The sequence below is a fragment of the Proteus sp. LHD240705 genome, from assembly GCF_047921555.1.
Taxonomy (GTDB): Bacteria; Pseudomonadota; Gammaproteobacteria; order Enterobacterales; family Enterobacteriaceae; genus Proteus.
In genome coordinates this window covers 1-16975 of sequence record NZ_JBLRMI010000005.1, presented here as the reverse complement: position 1 = coordinate 16975, position 16975 = coordinate 1, and the positions used below count along the sequence as shown (strand labels likewise).

Sequence of the window (16975 nt, the reverse complement as noted above, 5' to 3'; positions counted from 1 at the left end):
TTAGGATATGACCTTGTCAGGCCAATTATCTACTACTCAGTGTCCGTTAGTTATCGGCTTAGTTGCTGGTGAAACGTCCGGTGATATCTTGGGCGCGGGATTAATCCGCGCTCTAAAACAAATGCATCCCAATGTTCGCTTTGTCGGCGTTGCTGGACCTCTTATGCAAGCTGAAGGTTGTGAAGCTTGGTATGAGATGGAAGAGCTTGCCGTCATGGGGATCGTTGAAGTTCTCGAACGATTACCTCGCTTATTAAAGATCAGAAAAGATCTCACTCAACGATTCTCAGAATTAAAACCAGATGTTTTCGTGGGGATTGACGCACCTGATTTTAATATCACTCTTGAAGGTCGTTTAAAGCAAAAAGGGATCAAAACTATTCACTATGTCAGTCCATCTGTGTGGGCTTGGCGTCAAAAACGTGTTTTCAAAATTGGTAAAGCGACAGATCTCGTCTTAGCTTTTCTGCCTTTTGAAAAAGCGTTTTATGATAAGTATCAGGTTCCTTGTCGTTTTATTGGTCATACAATGGCTGATGCCATAGCCTTAAATCCAGATAAAAAGGCTGCTCGTGAACATCTAGGGATATCTGAAGAAATCCCTTGTCTAGCACTGCTTCCTGGTAGTCGTCATGCTGAAGTTGAAATGCTAAGTGCTGATTTTATAAAAACAGCACAGTTACTAAAACAGCAAATCCCCGCTCTTCATATTGTTGTGCCATTAGTTAATGCTAATCGACGAGCCCAATTTGAACAGATACATCAAAATGTGGCACCAGAACTTGAAATACAACTTCTTGATGGGCAAGCAAGAGAAGCAATGACAGCGAGCGATGCAACATTGTTAGCATCAGGCACAGCTGCATTAGAATGCATGTTAACGAAATGCCCGATGGTTGTTGGCTATCGCATGAAACCATTTACTTTCTGGTTAGCAAAAAGGTTAGTTAAAACGCCTTATGTCTCGTTACCTAATTTGTTAGCTGGCCGAGAAATTATCAAAGAATTATTGCAAGAAGAGTGCGAACCCTCAGCGTTAGCACAACAACTTTTACCTCTTTTAACCGATGAAGAAAAAGTACGTCAATTAAAAGAGATATTTTTACAGCTACATAGTGACATTCGTTGTAATGCGGATGAGCAAGCAGCAAATGCAGTATTAGAATTGGTAGAAAAATAATGGAATTTGTATATCCAAAAGCAAATCTTATTGCTGGAGTTGATGAGGTTGGTCGAGGCCCATTAGTCGGTGCAGTAGTTACCGCTGCTGTTATTCTTGATCCAGCAAATCCAATTGAAGGATTAACAGACTCCAAAAAGCTAACAGAAAAAAAGCGTAATGCTCTTTATGACGAAATAAAAGAAAAAGCATTATGCTGGGCGATAGGCCGTGCAGAGCCAGAAGAAATTGATGAATTAAATATTCTTTGGGCAACCATGAAAGCAATGGAACGTGCTGTTGCGGGTTTATCAATAACACCTGATATGGTCTTAATTGATGGTAATCGTTGCCCTAAATTACCAATGGCCTCTCAAGCGGTTATAAAAGGTGATAGTTTAGTTCAAGAAATTAGTGCAGCTTCTATTCTTGCTAAAGTGACTCGTGATAGAGAAATGGAAGAGTTAGATAAGCTTTACCCTGATTATGGTTTTGCTAAACATAAAGGGTATCCAACTGTTTTCCATATGGAAAAACTAGCCTTATTAGGGGCAACACCCTATCATCGAAAAAGTTTTGCGCCTGTAAAACGTGCTTTAAATTTAAAGTAATCCACAGAGTAATTAAACACTATGGCAGATCCTCGTTTTATCCATCTTAGGGTACACAGCGATTATTCAATGATCGATGGATTGGCAAAAACAGGGCCTCTTGTGAAGAAAGTGGCTTCGCTGGGAATGCCTGCTTTTGCGATTACTGATTTCACTAACTTATGTGGGTTAGTGAAATTTTATGGTGCTGCACATGGTGCTGGCATTAAACCTATCATTGGTGCTGATGTTTACCTTGAAACAGAATTATTAGGTGATGAATATGCTCATCTTACTATTCTTGCCCGTAATAATGTAGGCTACCAAAACCTCACTTTATTGATTTCAGAAGCTTACAAACACGGTTATGGTGCTGTTGGACCGACGATTAAACAAGAGTGGTTAACAACCTACAAAGAAGGGCTCTTGTTGCTTTCTGGCGGTAGAATGGGGGATGTGGGTAAGTTCCTACTTCGCGGAAATCGCGCTTTAGTTGATCAGTGCCTTGAATATTATCAAACTCATTTTCCCGATAGTTATTATCTAGAGCTTATTCGTACAGGCCGTACTGATGAGGAAACTTATCTTCATGAAGCAGTAGCACTGGCTTCTGAAAAAGGTCTGCCCGTCGTTGCAACCAATGATGTCTGTTTTCTCGACAGTGATGATTTTGACGCACATGAAATTCGTGTCGCAATTCATGACGGTTTTACGTTATCTGATCCCAAACGTCCTAAGAATTATAGTCCTCAGCAATATATGCGCACAGAAGAAGAAATGTGTGAATTATTTGCTGATATACCTGAAGCATTAGAAAACAGTGTTGAAATCGCTAAACGCTGTAATGTCACGATCCGCTTAGGGGAATACTTTCTTCCACAATTCCCAACAGGGGATATGAGCACAGAAGATTTCCTCGTCAAAAAATCGAAAGAAGGTTTAGAAGAACGCTTAGCCTTTTTATTTCCCGATCCTGAAGAGCGACAAAAAAGACGCCCTGAATATGATGAGCGTCTTGATATTGAGCTGCAAGTGATTAACCAGATGGGATTCCCTGGTTACTTCCTGATCGTGATGGAATTTATTCAGTGGTCTAAAGATAACGGTGTTCCTGTAGGACCAGGGCGTGGTTCTGGTGCTGGTTCATTAGTCGCTTACTCACTCAAAATCACTGACCTTGATCCTCTTGAATTCGACTTACTTTTCGAACGTTTTCTTAACCCAGAACGTGTATCGATGCCAGACTTTGACGTCGATTTCTGTATGGAAAAACGCGATAGAGTTATCGACCACGTTGCTGAAATGTATGGTCGAGATGCGGTATCTCAGATCATTACATTTGGTACGATGGCGGCGAAAGCCGTTATTCGCGATGTTGGCCGTGTTTTAGGACACCCTTACGGTTTTGTTGATAGAATTTCAAAACTCGTTCCTCCTGATCCAGGTATGACGCTGGAAAAAGCGTTTGCAGCCGAGCCTCAATTACCAGAAATTTATGAAGCCGACGAAGAGGTTAAATCTCTTATTGATATGGCTCGTAAATTAGAAGGTGTGACGCGTAATGCAGGTAAACACGCGGGTGGTGTCGTTATTTCACCAACGAAAATCACCGATTTTGCGCCACTTTATTGTGATGCTGAGGGAAATAACCCCGTTACACAATTTGATAAGAACGACGTTGAATACGCGGGTCTTGTTAAATTCGACTTCTTAGGTTTAAGAACACTAACCATCATTAACTGGGCATTAGAGATGATTAATGCCCGACGAGCTAAAAAATCTCTCGAACCTGTTGATATTTCGGCGATCCCATTAACGGATCAGCGCAGTTTTGACATGTTGCAGCGTTCAGAAACGACCGCGGTATTCCAGTTGGAATCTCGTGGTATGAAAGATCTCATCAAACGCCTACGTCCTGACTGTTTTGAAGATATGATTGCACTTGTTGCCCTATTTCGTCCGGGGCCATTGCAATCAGGCATGGTAGATAACTTTATTGACCGTAAACACGGTGTTGAAGAGATCTCATATCCTGATGTTAAGTGGCAACATGAAAGCTTACAGCCCGTTCTAGAACCAACCTATGGTGTTATCCTATACCAAGAACAAGTTATGCAAATTGCACAGGTTCTTGCGGGATATACGCTAGGTGGCGCGGATATGTTACGACGCGCAATGGGTAAGAAAAAACCTGAAGAAATGGCAAAGCAACGCTCTGTTTTTGAAGAGGGTGCTATTAAAAACGGTGTCGATGGTGAGCTTGCCATGAGGATCTTTGACTTGGTGGAGAAATTCGCCGGTTATGGATTTAACAAATCACACTCAGCAGCGTATGCATTAGTTTCTTATCAAACATTGTGGCTAAAAGCCCACTATCCAGCTGAATTTATGGCTGCTGTAATGACGGCTGATATGGATAACACTGAAAAAGTGGTGGGATTGGTTGATGAATGTTGGAGAATGGGCTTAAAGGTTCTTCCTCCTGATATTAATAGTGGTCTTTATCATTTCCACGTAAATGATGAAGGCGAAATCGTTTATGGTATTGGTGCTATTAAAGGTGTGGGTGAAGGGCCAATTGAAGCAATTGTAGAGGCGCGTCAGCAAGGCGGTCACTTTAAAGATATTTTTGATCTCTGTGCTAGAACAGAAACCAAAAAATTGAATCGCCGAGTGATGGAAAAACTGATAATGTCAGGCGCATTCGATAAGCTGGGACCTCATCGTGCTGCTTTAATGTCTTCATTAGAAGATGCATTAAAAGCCGCAGACCAACATGCCAAGGCTGAAGCAATAGGCCAATCGGATATGTTTGGTGTGTTAGCTGAAGCGCCTGAACAAGTTGAGCGTTCTTATGCCAATATACCTAAATGGCCAGACCAAGTCGTTTTAGAAGGTGAGCGAGAGACGTTAGGTTTATATTTAACAGGTCATCCGATCACACGTTATTTAAAAGAAATTGAACGATATGCGGCAGGAACGCGTCTAAAAGATTTAGTACCAACACCTCGTGGTCAAATGGTGAAGGTAGCAGGCTTAGTACTTGCTTCTAAAGTATTTACAACGAAACGCGGAAATCGGATCGGCGTTTGTACCTTAGATGATCGTTCAGGTCGCTTAGAAATTATGTTATTTTCTGATGCATTGGATAAATACCAACATTTATTAGAACAAGACAAGATTTTAATTGCTACTGGGCAGGTCAGCTTTGATGATTTCAATGGTGGGCTTAAAATGACAGTCCGCGAACTTATGGATATCAACGAAGCCCGTGAAAAATATGCACGAGGACTTGCTATCTCATTATCAGACAGGCAAATTAATGAGCAATTATTAAATCGTCTTCGCGGTGTTTTAGAACCTCATCGTTCAGGCACGATACCGGTTCATCTTTATTTTGAAAAGCATGATGCCTGCGCACGTTTACGATTTGGTGCGACTTGGCGTGTAACGCCAACAGATATGCTTTTAACGGATCTGCGAACTCTGCTGGGTAATGAGCAGGTAGAATTAGAATTTGACTAAAATAGGAATGTTATGAGTCTTAATTTTCTGGATTTTGAACAGCCAATTGCCGAGTTAGAAGCGAAAATTGATTCGCTAACCGCAGTTAGCCAACATGATGAAAAAATTGATATTAATATCGATGAAGAAGTTTCACGCTTAAGAGAAAAAAGCCTAGAGCTAACGCGTAAGATTTTTTCTGATCTTGGTGCATGGCAAGTAGCACAACTTGCACGTCATCCATTAAGACCTTACACACTGGATTATATTCATCGTATCTTTACTGACTTCCAAGAATTAGCAGGCGACCGTGCTTATGCTGATGATAAAGCCATTGTTGGTGGTATCGCTCGTTTAGATGGTCGTCCAGTGATGGTTATTGGGCACCAAAAAGGGCGTGAAACGAAAGAGAAAATCCGCCGTAACTTTGGTATGCCAGCGCCAGAAGGCTATCGCAAAGCGCTTCGTTTAATGGAAATGGCGCAACGTTTTAATCTTCCTATTATCACTTTTATTGATACTCCAGGTGCTTATCCTGGTGTTGGTGCTGAAGAGCGCGGTCAATCAGAAGCGATTGCACGTAACTTACGTGAAATGTCACGCTTTGGCGTGCCAATCATCTGTACTGTTATTGGCGAAGGTGGTTCTGGTGGTGCACTGGCCATTGGTGTTGGTGATAAAGTGAATATGCTGCAATACAGCACCTATTCTGTTATTTCACCAGAAGGTTGTGCATCTATCCTTTGGAAAAGTGCTGATAAAGCACCATTAGCCGCAGAAGCGATGGGTATCACTGCAAATCGTTTAAAAGAGCTTAAGCTGATTGATACAGTTATTCCTGAGCCTTTAGGTGGCGCACATCGTCACTATGATGAAATTGCAGCGTCTTTAAAAGCACAAATCAAAGCTGATTTAGACGAGTTAGATGCATTTGAATCAGAAGAGCTAACAAACCGTCGCTACCAACGTTTAATGGAATACGGTTACTGCTGATAGCGCCACGTTATTCAAAAAGTAAAAGAAAACCTCATGTTGATATGAACTGCACCCCAAAAGTTGGACACCAACTTTGGGGTGTTTTTGTCTCTAAAAACTATCCTCATTGAGATAATAAAATGAGGTTATATTCACTATAATGCATTATATATCAATGTGTTAAGTTGGTCTCAAAAACAATATTAATTCACTTTTTTACTAAAAGAATAATCAACCCTATCTATTATTTTATAGGGTCATTTACTTCTTTTGTGAGGAAAAAGCGATGATATCGTTTAATGGTAAGGTTGGGATAATTACAGGTGGTAATAGCGGGATTGGATTAGCTTCTGCGGAAAAGTTTCTATCTTTAGGCGCATCTGTTGTTATCACTGGCAGTAATTTAACCCGAGGGCAAAAAGCAGAAAAATACCTAAAAGAAAAAGGGCTTTCGGGTGAATTTATACAAATGGATGTGAAAAGTGAAAAAGAGAACGAACAACTTATTGATTATGTAGTAAATAAATATGGGCGACTGGATTTCATCTTTGCTAATGCTGGTATTTTAACTGATAACATCGCAGATAAATTAGAATATGAAAAATGGAAAGGAGTATTAGACGTTAATCTTAATGGGCTCTTTCTGATTAATCGTACAGCTATTCAATATTGGCTGAAAAACAAACTATCAGGTGCAATTGTTAATTGTAGCTCGATTTGCTCTTTTGTTGGTCAACACGAGTTTCCTGCCTATTGTGCATCAAAAGGTGGTGTTAAATTACTGACACAAACACTTGCTATTGATTATGCAAGCAAAGGTATTCGTATTAATGCGGTTTGTCCAGGTTATATTGATACACCTTTATTAGAAGGGCGTGAACTAGATAAGCAAAAGTTGGCGACATTGCACCCGATTGGTCGTCTTGGTAAGCCAGAAGAAGTGGCTAATGTTGTAGCATTTTTGGCTAGTGACGCAGCTTCGTTTGTCACTGGAGCCTCTTATTTGGTCGATGGTGGTTTTACAGCATAAATAGCTTTTGTTCAAAGGCAGAATAATCAATATTCTGCTTTCTTTTGGCTCTTTCTATGAGCCATTCAAGATCCTTGGATATGGTATTAATTGCAGGAATGCTTTGTATTCGTGCAAAATCAGGTAGAAAAGCTTAACATAATCATCTGAATTCACAGATAAATGATAATGCTATGGAACTGGAAAACTGTTCACTTCTTGAAGAAATCAAACAACAGATTGATCCTTACACTAAAATTTTGGTGGGTTTTAGTGGTGGGGTAGATTCAACAGTTTTATTGCATGGGCTTGTTCGTTTGCGTGATGAATTCCAGTTACCTTTAGAATTAACAGCTATCTATATTCATCATGGATTAAATATCAAAGCAGATGATTGGCTTGCCCACTGTAAACAATATTGTCAGCAATGGCGTGTCGATTTTATCAGTGAAAAAGTGAATGTAGACCCTAAAGAAGGCGGTCTTGAGAATGGTGCAAGAGAGGCGCGTTATCAAGCTTTTCGCCGATATTTACAGCCACAACAAGTATTAGTGACTGCTCAACACCAAGATGATCAAGCTGAAACTTTTTTACTGGCTTTAAAGCGAGGCAGTGGCCCTGCTGGATTGTCTTCAATGCCTGCCAAGATGGTGTTTGAGAATGGTTATTTACTTCGACCATTACTTAATATTACTCGTGGGCAAATCGAGTCCTATGCGACAGAGCAACGATTAATTTGGATAGAAGACGATAGTAATCAAGATGATCGTTATGATCGCAATTTTTTACGATTGCGTGTTATGCCCTTACTAGCTCAACGTTGGCCTCATTTTTCACAAGCGGTAACTAGAAGTGCTGCATTGTGTGGTGAACAAGAAGCACTACTAGACGAACTATTAGATTCTGAACTTAATAGTTTAATGGACAGTGAACACAGCTTAGATATTAATCAACTTGCCCATTGTAGTGTTATAAAGCGCAATGCTTTACTGAGGCGCTGGTTTGCTAAACACAATAAAACCATGCCTTCAAGACAACAAATATTACGACTATGGCAAGAAGTGGCTTTAGCCAAAGCGGATGCTGAACCTAGATTACAATTTTATCAAGATGAAGTCAGACGTTATAAACAGCGCCTTTATCTAGTTCCAATCATTAAAGAGCCTGCTGAGCCTGCTGAGCCTGCTATTGAGTGGTCGCTCAATGAGCCTTTATGTTTACCTAATGGATTAGGTGCTCTATCACTCGTAGCCGAAACTGGAAAAAACACTGTCAGAAAGCCTTCGAGTGATGAAAAAGTCACTGTGCGTTTTGGTTTAACACAAGCATCTTTACGTATTGTAGGGCGAGAGCATGCTCGACATAGTAAAAAGATTTGGCAAGAGCTTGAAGTTGCACCTTGGCGTAGAACCCGGATCCCTTTGATTTATTATAATGATACGTTAATTGCAGCTATTGACACATTTGTTACTTTTGAGGGAAAAGCAACATCAGAACACGCTATTACTATTGAGTGGCGAAAGGCTCATGAATGAACAACCGCCAGTTGGCGGTTGTTCTTTATTCGGTTATTCCGATTTTATAACAATTGTCCCAAGTTCGGGATTAGAAAAGCTGGCAATAACATCCAGTCGTAAATCTTTAGAGCCTTCAGACGTTTTGACTTTTAGGTATTCAACTTTCTTGCTTAAGAAAAGGTCATCCGCAACACCTTCAATAAGCTCACCATCATGCAGTTCAATATGGAGCGCTAAACCACGCTGGCATGCTAACTCCAGATACTCATAATCATCACAGTTAATTGGTTGATATTCTGTATTTGTTGACATATTCCCTCACCACTCTTTCGTGGCGGTGTTGCCGCCAGTGAATAATTCAGAATAAAATCATTATGCTGTTATTCGATGTGAGCACAATAGTTATTATAATAATTTTCTGAAATAGTTCTTTATTCGAAGTGATTTGAGAAATAATTAACAATTATAGGTGCATTTATCTTAAAGCTTGTTTTATTGCCCCCTTTTATTTTAAAAAATGTTAGAATCATATAGAGAATGATTTATTAAAAAGTACCCAGAATGTAGGGAGTCGATGATGGGGAAAAAATTTTTATTTGCAGCCGTTGCTGCTGGGTTATTTATACTGTCAGGTTGCCAAAATAATATTGGCTTATCACTTGATGGAAAAATTGTAGACCAAACTTACAACAGTATTCTGCCTTGTGCCGATTGCTCTGGCATCGACACGACAATTCTTGTTAATCAAGATGGCTCTTATGTTATGGAGCAAAGCTATCAAGGTTCACCTGATGATAAACGTAGTTTCTTTGAATCAGGAACATGGGTATTAGGTAAAGATAAGCTGACATTGACTAATAGTTATGGTGAGAAGAGCTATTATTTACCTCGCGAAGATAAATTAGTCATGCTTGATATTGATGGCAACGTTATTAATTCAGAGCTAAATTATACTTTAGCTAAGGTTCAACCTAAACAGCTTGCCGGCGAGTTCACTTATTTTGCTGATGCCGGTACGTTTAAAGATTGCCAATCAGGGCGTGTTTACGCAGCCAGTGGTATTGAATTGGAAAAAGGCTATTTCTCAACGGGTGTTGAGGGTGGAACACCTGTTTACCTCGAAGTAAATGGTTATTACAGTATTCGTCCTTCAATGGAAGACGGTCAATATGACCGAGCTTTAGTTGTTGCAGATGAAAAACCTCGTTTTAATCGTCATGGTTCTTGTGGAAATCATCGTGGTAGCAGAAGCTAAGTTTTAGTTATTCTATTCCTAATAAAAAACCCGCTTTTGCGGGTTTTTTGTTGCTCAATGAAGCCTCTTATCGTCAAGAGGCTTAATGATTAAGCGAGTTGCTCTTTGATAAAGGCAACAACATCATCAACATTGACTAGTGATTTATCATCACTACGACGTGCTTTATATTCGATTTGATTGTTATCGAGGTTACGATCACCAATCACGATCGTGTGTGGAATACCGATAAGTTCCATATCAGCAAACATTACACCCGGACGTTCTTTACGATCATCAAACAGAACATCAATACCTTGAGCACGTAATTCGTCATAAAGTTTGTCAGCGACTTCTTTAACACGATAAGAACGATGCATATTCATTGGTAAAATAGCAACTTGGAATGGTGCAATCGCATCTGGCCAAATAATACCGCGAGCATCATGATTTTGTTCAATAGCGGCAGCAACAATACGAGTTACACCGATACCATAGCAGCCCATAGTAACGATTTGGTTATGACCTTCTTCGTTTTGTACGGTTGCTTTTAATGCTTTTGAATATTTTGTGCCAAGTTGGAAGATATGACCAACTTCAATACCACGTTTGATTAGTAATGTTCCTTTACCGTCAGGGCTTGGATCGCCTTCAACAACATTACGGATGTCTGCAATTTCAGCAACAGGTAGGTCACGCTCCCAGTTGATACCAAAATAGTGTTTACCATCAACGTTTGCACCTGCACCGAAATCACTCATCACAGAAACAGAACGATCCATAATAACAGGTAGTGGCAGATTAACTGGGCCTAATGAACCTGGACCTGCATTTACAGCTTGGCGAATCTCAGCTTCAGTAGCGAAAGTTAAAGGTGCTGCAACGATAGCGCATTTTTCTGCTTTAACTTCATTAAGTTCGTGATCGCCACGGACTAATAATGCAACTAATGGGTGACCACTCTCTTTTGTACCATGAACAATCAGTGTCTTAACTGTTTTTTCAATTGGTAGATTGAATTGTTCAACTAATTCAGCAATTGTTTTAGCGTTTGGTGTATCCACTAAACGTAATTCTTCAGTTGCAGCAGCTCGTGGAGTTGCAGGCATTACTGCTTCTGCTAATTCGATATTGGCTGCATAGTCAGAGCCAGTTGAGAAGACGATGTCATCTTCACCGCTGTCTGCTAAAACTTGGAATTCATGAGAGGCATTGCCACCGATAGAGCCTGTATCTGCAAGTACTGGACGGAAATCTAAACCAATACGTGAGAAAATTTTGCTGTAAGCTTCATACATTCTGTCGTAAGTCTCTTGTAAAGACTCTTGAGAGATATGGAAAGAGTAAGCATCTTTCATGATAAATTCACGAGAACGCATAACACCAAAACGAGGGCGTACTTCGTCGCGGAATTTAGTTTGAATTTGATATAAGTTCAGTGGAAGTTGTTTGTAAGAGGTAATTTCATTACGAACAATATCAGTAACAACTTCTTCATGAGTTGGGCCTAAAACGAATGGGCGCTCACCTCTATCTGAAAAACGCAGTAATTCAGGGCCATACTGTTCCCAACGACCACTTTCTAGCCATAAGTCAGCGGGTTGAACAACGGGCATTGAAATCTCAAGAGATCCTGCGTTGTCCATCTCTTCACGAACAATTTTTTCAATTTTTCTTAGAACACGAACCCCTGTCGGCATCCAATCATAAAGACCAGAAGCGAGTTTACGGATCATGCCTGCGCGAAGCATAAGTTGATGGCTGACAATTTCTGCATCAGCAGGTGTCTCTTTTAAAGTAGAGAGCAAATAGTGGCTAGTACGCATTATTAGGTTCCATTAGAACAAAAATACTTAGGCTGACTGTCACGCCAGTCTATATCAATATAATTAGAGAAAGACTCTAGAGCGTGTTGATCTTTGCTGCTTATTTTTACAGCAAAAGAAATTTATAAAACAAGCAACATATTCAACATTTTGGGTTTGGGCATTGATTGATATTAACAATGACCACTTAAAAATAAAAACAGCCCTACGGGTTCGATTAAAAGACGTTTCACTCATTTTATTCTGCGTTGAGAGGTGCTAGCCTAGTTCACTAGGCGGCGAGCCCCTCTCCTTGCCTAAAATGCTTTTAATTCGAATAAAAATCGACCATCAAAGGTCAACACGCTCTAGTCTACCAGTGACTTAGGTCTGCCAAAAGGGGCAAAGCATTTTTTTCAATCTGATTTGTCTAAAGACATGAGAATGACTCTCAGATTAGATTATTCATGATAGCAATATCAATGAAGATAATAGCAAGTTACCGCGGTTCTACACTAAGAACAAGTGTCTGTTGTCCATTGACTTGCCAGCGAACATTGAATTCGAGTAAGTGTACCGCATAAATTCTATCACTTTGTTCTCCCTTTTTATAAGCAGGACGAGGATCTTGCTGTAATACTTGGGTAATAAAGCGTGAAAGATGAGGGTATTCACTTGCATAGTGTTGCAGTTGTTCGGATGCAATCTGTGAAAAGAAAACTGGCATTTCGTTATTAGGGGCTTCTTGTGCAAACCCTGCAATCGCATTTGGACGAGATTCTGCAAACGGTAAATAAGGTTTGATATCAAGAATAGGAGTGCCATCCACTAAATCTAGACTGCCTAATTCTAAAATAACAGACTGATTTTCGGCATTTACTTTTTTTAATTCAACTAACGACATACCAATTGGATTAGGACGAAAGGTTGAACGGGTGGCGAAAACGCCAATCTTTGCGTTTCCACCCAATCTCGGTGGGCGAACCAAAGGATGCCAACCTTGTTGTGCTGTTTGGTGAAAAACAAACAGTAACCAAAGGTGGCTAAATTGTTCTAAACCTCTGACTGCATCGGGGTGATTATAAGGGGTATGTAGAATAAGTTGACCGCCGCCATCCTGGACTAATCCAGGCTGGCGTGGAACGGCAAATTTTTCTTTATAAGGGCTTGAAATATACCCTATAGGATTCATTTGGTAGGTGTTCATTTTGTAATGAGTAGGGCTGTGCCTTCACAAATGGCGGATTGATAGCAACCTAAGCCTGTGACAATTTGGCATTCATGCAATAAAACGGCATTCGCATTTTTGTAAGCCGCTTTTGTTGCCATTCTTTTTTTAGCAATAGGTAAACTTGCTGGTGGGTCTTGTAATGTTTGACGACAAGACTCGCCAGCGACAATACCGAGATCTTTAAAAGGTGCACCTAAAAGGTCTTCTGTTTTTTCAACAATGCGCACTGAAGGTAAAGTTTGTGACCTCGGTTTTTGTGGTTGTCCTGGTTTATTTAAACGCATATCCGTAAATTTAGACTGATCAACATCAGATGATTTTTGCATTGAACAGCCTGTCATAAACAGCGCCATGATGCCAAGAAGTAGCAAGCGCATGTGCATGGGTTATATCCTCTTTATTATTGTCTATACAAAAATTAAACGGCACTAATTTAATGCAAATTAGCCAAGTAAAAAAGAGAAAGGCGAACAAATGTCCGCCTTTTTTATAATTAAGTTAAATTTTAACGTATTACCAGCCTTTTACAGCACCGCCGTTAAAGATTTTATTTGCAGCACTATCAACTTCATCAGTTTGGTAAGCTTGAATAAATTTCTTCACATTCTCACTGTCTTTATTATCTTCGCGAGCAACAATGATATTTACATATGGAGATTCTTTGTCTTCAACAAAAATACCGTCTTTTGCTGGTGTTAAGTTTACTTGGCTTGCATAAGTGGTATTGATTACCGCCAAATAGATTTTTTGATCATCTAATGAACGTGGTAATTGAGGTGCTTCTAATTCTACTAATTTTAGATTTTTAGGATTTTCAATAATATCTAAAGAAGTCGGTAATAAGCCTACACCATCTTTTAATTTAATTAATCCCACTTTTTCTAATAACAGCAGTGAACGACCTAAGTTAGTTGGATCGTTAGGGATAGCCACTTGAGCGCCATCAGGTAAATCAGCTAAATCAGTAATTTTTTTAGAGTAACCCGCGATAGGGTAAATAAACGTATTTCCTACTGCAGTAATCTTGAAATTACGATCTTTAATTTGTTGATCCAAATAAGGCTTGTGTTGGAATGCATTAAGATCGATATCACCACGACTTAATGATTCATTAGGCATTACGAAGTCATTGAAAGTAACGAGTTCTACATCAAGACCATATTTATCTTTAGCAACTTGTTTTGCTACTTCTGCAACTTGTTGTTCAGAGCCAGAAATAACACCAACACGAATATGGTTTGGATCTTTTTCTTTTTCACCACAACCAGCTAATACTAATGCGCCAACTAAAGCACTTACGACTGCGAGCGATTTAAATTTCAATGACATACATTTACCCTTATTTGATCTGTTAATTAAAAGGTTTCGATTTAATAATTGAAACCTTCAATCTAATTATTTATGTGTTGTCAGCTTCACTAAGCGATCGCCGAAAAACTGAATGATAAAAACAAGAATAACGAGTAGAACAATCACAATATTCATTACAGTTGCATTATAGCCAACGTAACCATATTGATAGCCAATTTGACCTAAACCACCTGCACCAACAGCACCACCCATCGCTGAGTAACCCACTAATGTAATTAGTGTAATGGTTGCAGCATTAATCAAGCCTGGTAAAGATTCTGGTAATAAAATTTTCTTAATAATTTGCATTGGTGTTGCACCCATAGAACGAGATGCTTCAATTAATCCTTGTGGGATTTCCAATAGCGTATTTTCGACCATACGAGCAATAAAAGGTGCTGCGGCAACAGTTAATGGCACGATGGCTGCTTGCAAGCCAATAGATGTTCCTACAATCAAGCGAGTAAAAGGGATCATCCATACTAGTAAGATAATAAAAGGGATAGCCCTAAAAATATTCACAAGTGCTGAGATAACACGATAGGCAGGTGGATTTGCCATAATTTGTTCAGGACGAGTGACATAAAGTAAAACACCAAGTGGTAGCCCGATGACAAAACCAAAGAAGCCTGAAACGAAGGTCATGACTAAGGTTTCCCAGATCCCACTAATTAATAAATAAACCATTCCTTCAGACATAACCGAGAACCTCTACTTTCACATGATGCTCTTCTAAAAACGCAATCGACTTTTCAGTATTACCATTCTTACCGTGTAGCTCAGCTAACATCACGCCAAACTTCACACCACCGGCATAGTCCATTTGTGAACTTAAGATATTAATATCTGCGTCAAAACGACGAGCAACGATGGACATCAATGGTGCATCAACGGATTGACCGTTAAATTCAAGTTTCAATAATGGGAACAAACCTTCTTCCCACTCTGGCTTCATACGTTCTTTGTAATCTTCAGGAATATCCAATTGTAGTGTTGATTGGATAAAAGCCTGAGAAACAGGTGTTTTTGGATGAGAGAAAACTTCACTCACTGCATCACTTTCAACTAATTCACCACCACTTATTACTGCGACTTGATCACAAATGCGTTTTACAACGTCCATTTCATGAGTGATTAATAAAATGGTGAGACCTAAACGACGGTTAATGTCTTTCAGCAATTCTAAAATAGAACGTGTTGTTGCTGGATCAAGTGCGCTGGTGGCTTCATCACACAACAAAACGTTGGGTGAATTTGCTAATGCGCGAGCTATTGCAACACGTTGCTTTTGTCCACCAGATAAGTTTGCTGGGTAATACTCTTTCTTATCTGATAAACCAACTAATTCAAGTAATTCATTAACACGCTTATTAATCTCAGCGCGAGGTGTGTTATCAAGTTCTAATGGCAGTGCCACATTATCAAATACGGTACGTGAAGACAGTAAGTTGAAATGTTGGAAAATCATGCCAATACCACGACGTGCTTTCGTTAATTCTTTATCAGATAACTTTGTGAGATCACGCCCATCAACAAGCACTTCACCTGAAGTGGGTTTTTCTAACATATTCACACAACGTATAAGTGTACTTTTACCCGCACCTGACGATCCGATAACACCAAAAATCTGCCCTTGTGGCACATGCAGGTTAATATTTGATAGCGCTTGTATAGAACGCTCTCCCTGCTTAAATACTTTGTTTATATTCGTCAGTTTAATCATGTTTTTCTTTATATAAGTAGATATGGGACATAAAGACTATTCTGCCCGAGTTAAAATAGATGTTAAGGCGTCTAGACGGCTAAGTCAATAAAAAAGAGTTGAAGACTAATAAAGAAAGAAAGCCGTGGATATCATTCTCTATATAAGAAAAAACATGCGATACTAATAAAAATATCTAAATGGAGTAATGCTGTGAGCAAGGGGATTTCTGCGATTTTCTTAGATCGCGATGGAACTATTAATATAGACCATGGTTATGTGTCTGAAATTGATAACTTTGAATTTATCGATGGCGTGATTGAGGCAATGGCTGAATTAAAAGCTATGGGATATGCCTTGGTACTAGTGACTAATCAATCGGGCATTGGGCGTGGCTACTATAGTGAAGATCAATTTTTACACCTAACAGAGTGGATGGATTGGTCTTTGGCAGATAGAGGTGTTGATTTAGATGGTATCTATTATTGTCCTCATCATCCTGATGCCACTGTAGAAGAATATAAGAAAGAATGTGATTGTCGCAAACCAGCCTCAGGTATGTTTATGGATGCAAAAGCACAATTAAACATCGATATGGCTTCTTCTTATATGGTTGGCGATAAAAAAGAAGATATGTTGGCAGCAAAAACTGCGGGAGTGGGTCATAAAATTCTTGTTCGCACTGGAAAAGAGATAACTGAAGAGGCACAACAGTGTGCAGATTTTGTTCTCGATAGCCTTGCAGACTTGCCAAAATGGCTAAAAAGCCACAAAAAATAGGCACTTCGTTTAATTTACCAACAAACGAACATTTTTTTTAAAAAAACTATTGCCAGCCTCAGAAAACTCCCTATAATGCGTCCTCGTTGTCACGGCACAGGGCGCTAAGCGAACTGACT

The 16975-nt window shown here is 39.6% G+C and carries 15 protein-coding genes; 8 read left to right on the top strand and 7 right to left on the bottom strand.

The features are described from left to right. The first annotated feature begins 7 nt into the window (after positions 1-7). The 6 genes from lpxB to tilS all read left to right on the top strand — a co-directional run bounded on the left by lpxB (position 8) and on the right by tilS (position 8772). Positions 8-1180, top strand: a complete 1173-nt coding sequence (gene lpxB / locus ACNART_RS10970) for a lipid-A-disaccharide synthase (protein WP_198620933.1) — start codon at positions 8-10, stop codon at positions 1178-1180. Next, entirely contained in the window at positions 1180-1770 is a 591-nt protein-coding gene (gene rnhB, locus ACNART_RS10965) for a ribonuclease HII (RefSeq protein ID WP_006535883.1), read from the top strand. Before lpxB ends, rnhB begins: the two co-directional genes overlap by 1 nt. Before the next feature lie 21 nt (positions 1771-1791). Next, the gene (dnaE, locus tag ACNART_RS10960) at positions 1792-5274 is read left to right on the top strand and encodes a DNA polymerase III subunit alpha (RefSeq protein ID WP_198620932.1); all 3483 of its coding nucleotides are present in this window, start codon (positions 1792-1794) and stop codon (positions 5272-5274) included. A gap of 12 nt (positions 5275-5286) precedes the next feature. Beyond that, on the top strand, positions 5287-6246 hold the full coding sequence (gene accA / locus ACNART_RS10955; protein WP_109373124.1) for an acetyl-CoA carboxylase carboxyl transferase subunit alpha: 960 nt from the start codon (positions 5287-5289) through the stop codon (positions 6244-6246). A gap of 268 nt (positions 6247-6514) precedes the next feature. Next, on the top strand, positions 6515-7258 hold the full coding sequence (locus tag ACNART_RS10950) for an SDR family NAD(P)-dependent oxidoreductase (RefSeq protein WP_198620931.1): 744 nt from the start codon (positions 6515-6517) through the stop codon (positions 7256-7258). Positions 7259-7431: 173 nt separating this feature from the next. Beyond that, complete coding sequence (tilS, locus tag ACNART_RS10945) at positions 7432-8772, top strand: tRNA lysidine(34) synthetase TilS (RefSeq protein WP_416303596.1); 1341 nt, start codon at positions 7432-7434, stop codon at positions 8770-8772. A 33-nt stretch (positions 8773-8805) separates the two neighbouring features. Here tilS and rof read toward each other — a convergent pair whose 3' ends face one another. After that, on the bottom strand, positions 8806-9066 hold the full coding sequence (gene rof, locus ACNART_RS10940) for a Rho-binding antiterminator (RefSeq protein WP_109373127.1): 261 nt from the start codon (positions 9064-9066) through the stop codon (positions 8806-8808). Between the two features lie 262 nt (positions 9067-9328). Here rof and nlpE point away from each other — a divergent pair, with 262 nt between their 5' ends. After that, a complete protein-coding gene (gene nlpE, locus ACNART_RS10935) occupies positions 9329-10009 on the top strand; it encodes an envelope stress response activation lipoprotein NlpE (protein WP_160230640.1) in 681 nt (226 codons plus the stop codon). 89 nt (positions 10010-10098) lie between these two features. Here nlpE and proS read toward each other — a convergent pair whose 3' ends face one another. From proS to metN, 6 genes are all read right to left on the bottom strand, one after another. Further along, the gene (proS, locus tag ACNART_RS10930; protein ID WP_416303595.1) at positions 10099-11814 is read right to left on the bottom strand and encodes a proline--tRNA ligase; all 1716 of its coding nucleotides are present in this window, start codon (positions 11812-11814) and stop codon (positions 10099-10101) included. 478 nt (positions 11815-12292) lie between these two features. Beyond that, positions 12293-13000 carry a tRNA (N6-threonylcarbamoyladenosine(37)-N6)-methyltransferase TrmO gene (gene tsaA, locus ACNART_RS10925; protein WP_109373130.1) on the bottom strand — a complete coding sequence of 236 codons (708 nt, stop codon included), beginning with the start codon at positions 12998-13000 and terminating at the stop codon, positions 12293-12295. After that, the gene (gene rcsF, locus ACNART_RS10920) at positions 12997-13407 is read right to left on the bottom strand and encodes an Rcs stress response system protein RcsF (protein WP_109373131.1); all 411 of its coding nucleotides are present in this window, start codon (positions 13405-13407) and stop codon (positions 12997-12999) included. The genes tsaA and rcsF overlap by 4 nt, the downstream gene beginning before the upstream one ends. A gap of 130 nt (positions 13408-13537) precedes the next feature. Next, a complete protein-coding gene (locus ACNART_RS10915; protein ID WP_109373132.1) occupies positions 13538-14353 on the bottom strand; it encodes a MetQ/NlpA family lipoprotein in 816 nt (271 codons plus the stop codon). A 66-nt stretch (positions 14354-14419) separates the two neighbouring features. Beyond that, positions 14420-15073 carry a methionine ABC transporter permease MetI gene (locus ACNART_RS10910; protein ID WP_109373133.1) on the bottom strand — a complete coding sequence of 218 codons (654 nt, stop codon included), beginning with the start codon at positions 15071-15073 and terminating at the stop codon, positions 14420-14422. Continuing rightward, a complete protein-coding gene (gene metN / locus ACNART_RS10905; RefSeq protein WP_099074391.1) occupies positions 15066-16097 on the bottom strand; it encodes a methionine ABC transporter ATP-binding protein MetN in 1032 nt (343 codons plus the stop codon). The genes ACNART_RS10910 and metN overlap by 8 nt, the downstream gene beginning before the upstream one ends. 192 nt (positions 16098-16289) lie before the next feature. Between metN and gmhB the strand changes: the two genes are divergently transcribed. Continuing rightward, positions 16290-16856, top strand: coding sequence for a D-glycero-beta-D-manno-heptose 1,7-bisphosphate 7-phosphatase (gmhB, locus tag ACNART_RS10900; RefSeq protein ID WP_109373134.1), 567 nt, complete (start codon positions 16290-16292; stop codon positions 16854-16856). Positions 16857-16975 lie beyond the last annotated feature (119 nt).

Excerpts from the sequence above, each read along its gene's own strand:
- lpxB (WP_198620933.1), top strand. The coding sequence starts at position 8 with ATGACCTTGTCAGGCCAATTATCTACTACTCAGTGTCCGTTAGTTATC.
- rnhB (WP_006535883.1), top strand. The coding sequence starts at position 1,180 with ATGGAATTTGTATATCCAAAAGCAAATCTTATTGCTGGAGTTGATGAG.
- dnaE (WP_198620932.1), top strand. The coding sequence starts at position 1,792 with ATGGCAGATCCTCGTTTTATCCATCTTAGGGTACACAGCGATTATTCA.
- accA (WP_109373124.1), top strand. The coding sequence starts at position 5,287 with ATGAGTCTTAATTTTCTGGATTTTGAACAGCCAATTGCCGAGTTAGAA.
- ACNART_RS10950 (WP_198620931.1), top strand. The coding sequence starts at position 6,515 with ATGATATCGTTTAATGGTAAGGTTGGGATAATTACAGGTGGTAATAGC.
- tilS (WP_416303596.1), top strand. The coding sequence starts at position 7,432 with ATGGAACTGGAAAACTGTTCACTTCTTGAAGAAATCAAACAACAGATT.
- rof (WP_109373127.1), bottom strand. The coding sequence starts at position 9,066 with ATGTCAACAAATACAGAATATCAACCAATTAACTGTGATGATTATGAG.
- nlpE (WP_160230640.1), top strand. The coding sequence starts at position 9,329 with ATGATGGGGAAAAAATTTTTATTTGCAGCCGTTGCTGCTGGGTTATTT.
- proS (WP_416303595.1), bottom strand. The coding sequence starts at position 11,814 with ATGCGTACTAGCCACTATTTGCTCTCTACTTTAAAAGAGACACCTGCT.
- tsaA (WP_109373130.1), bottom strand. The coding sequence starts at position 13,000 with ATGAACACCTACCAAATGAATCCTATAGGGTATATTTCAAGCCCTTAT.
- rcsF (WP_109373131.1), bottom strand. The coding sequence starts at position 13,407 with ATGCACATGCGCTTGCTACTTCTTGGCATCATGGCGCTGTTTATGACA.
- ACNART_RS10915 (WP_109373132.1), bottom strand. The coding sequence starts at position 14,353 with ATGTCATTGAAATTTAAATCGCTCGCAGTCGTAAGTGCTTTAGTTGGC.
- ACNART_RS10910 (WP_109373133.1), bottom strand. The coding sequence starts at position 15,073 with ATGTCTGAAGGAATGGTTTATTTATTAATTAGTGGGATCTGGGAAACC.
- metN (WP_099074391.1), bottom strand. The coding sequence starts at position 16,097 with ATGATTAAACTGACGAATATAAACAAAGTATTTAAGCAGGGAGAGCGT.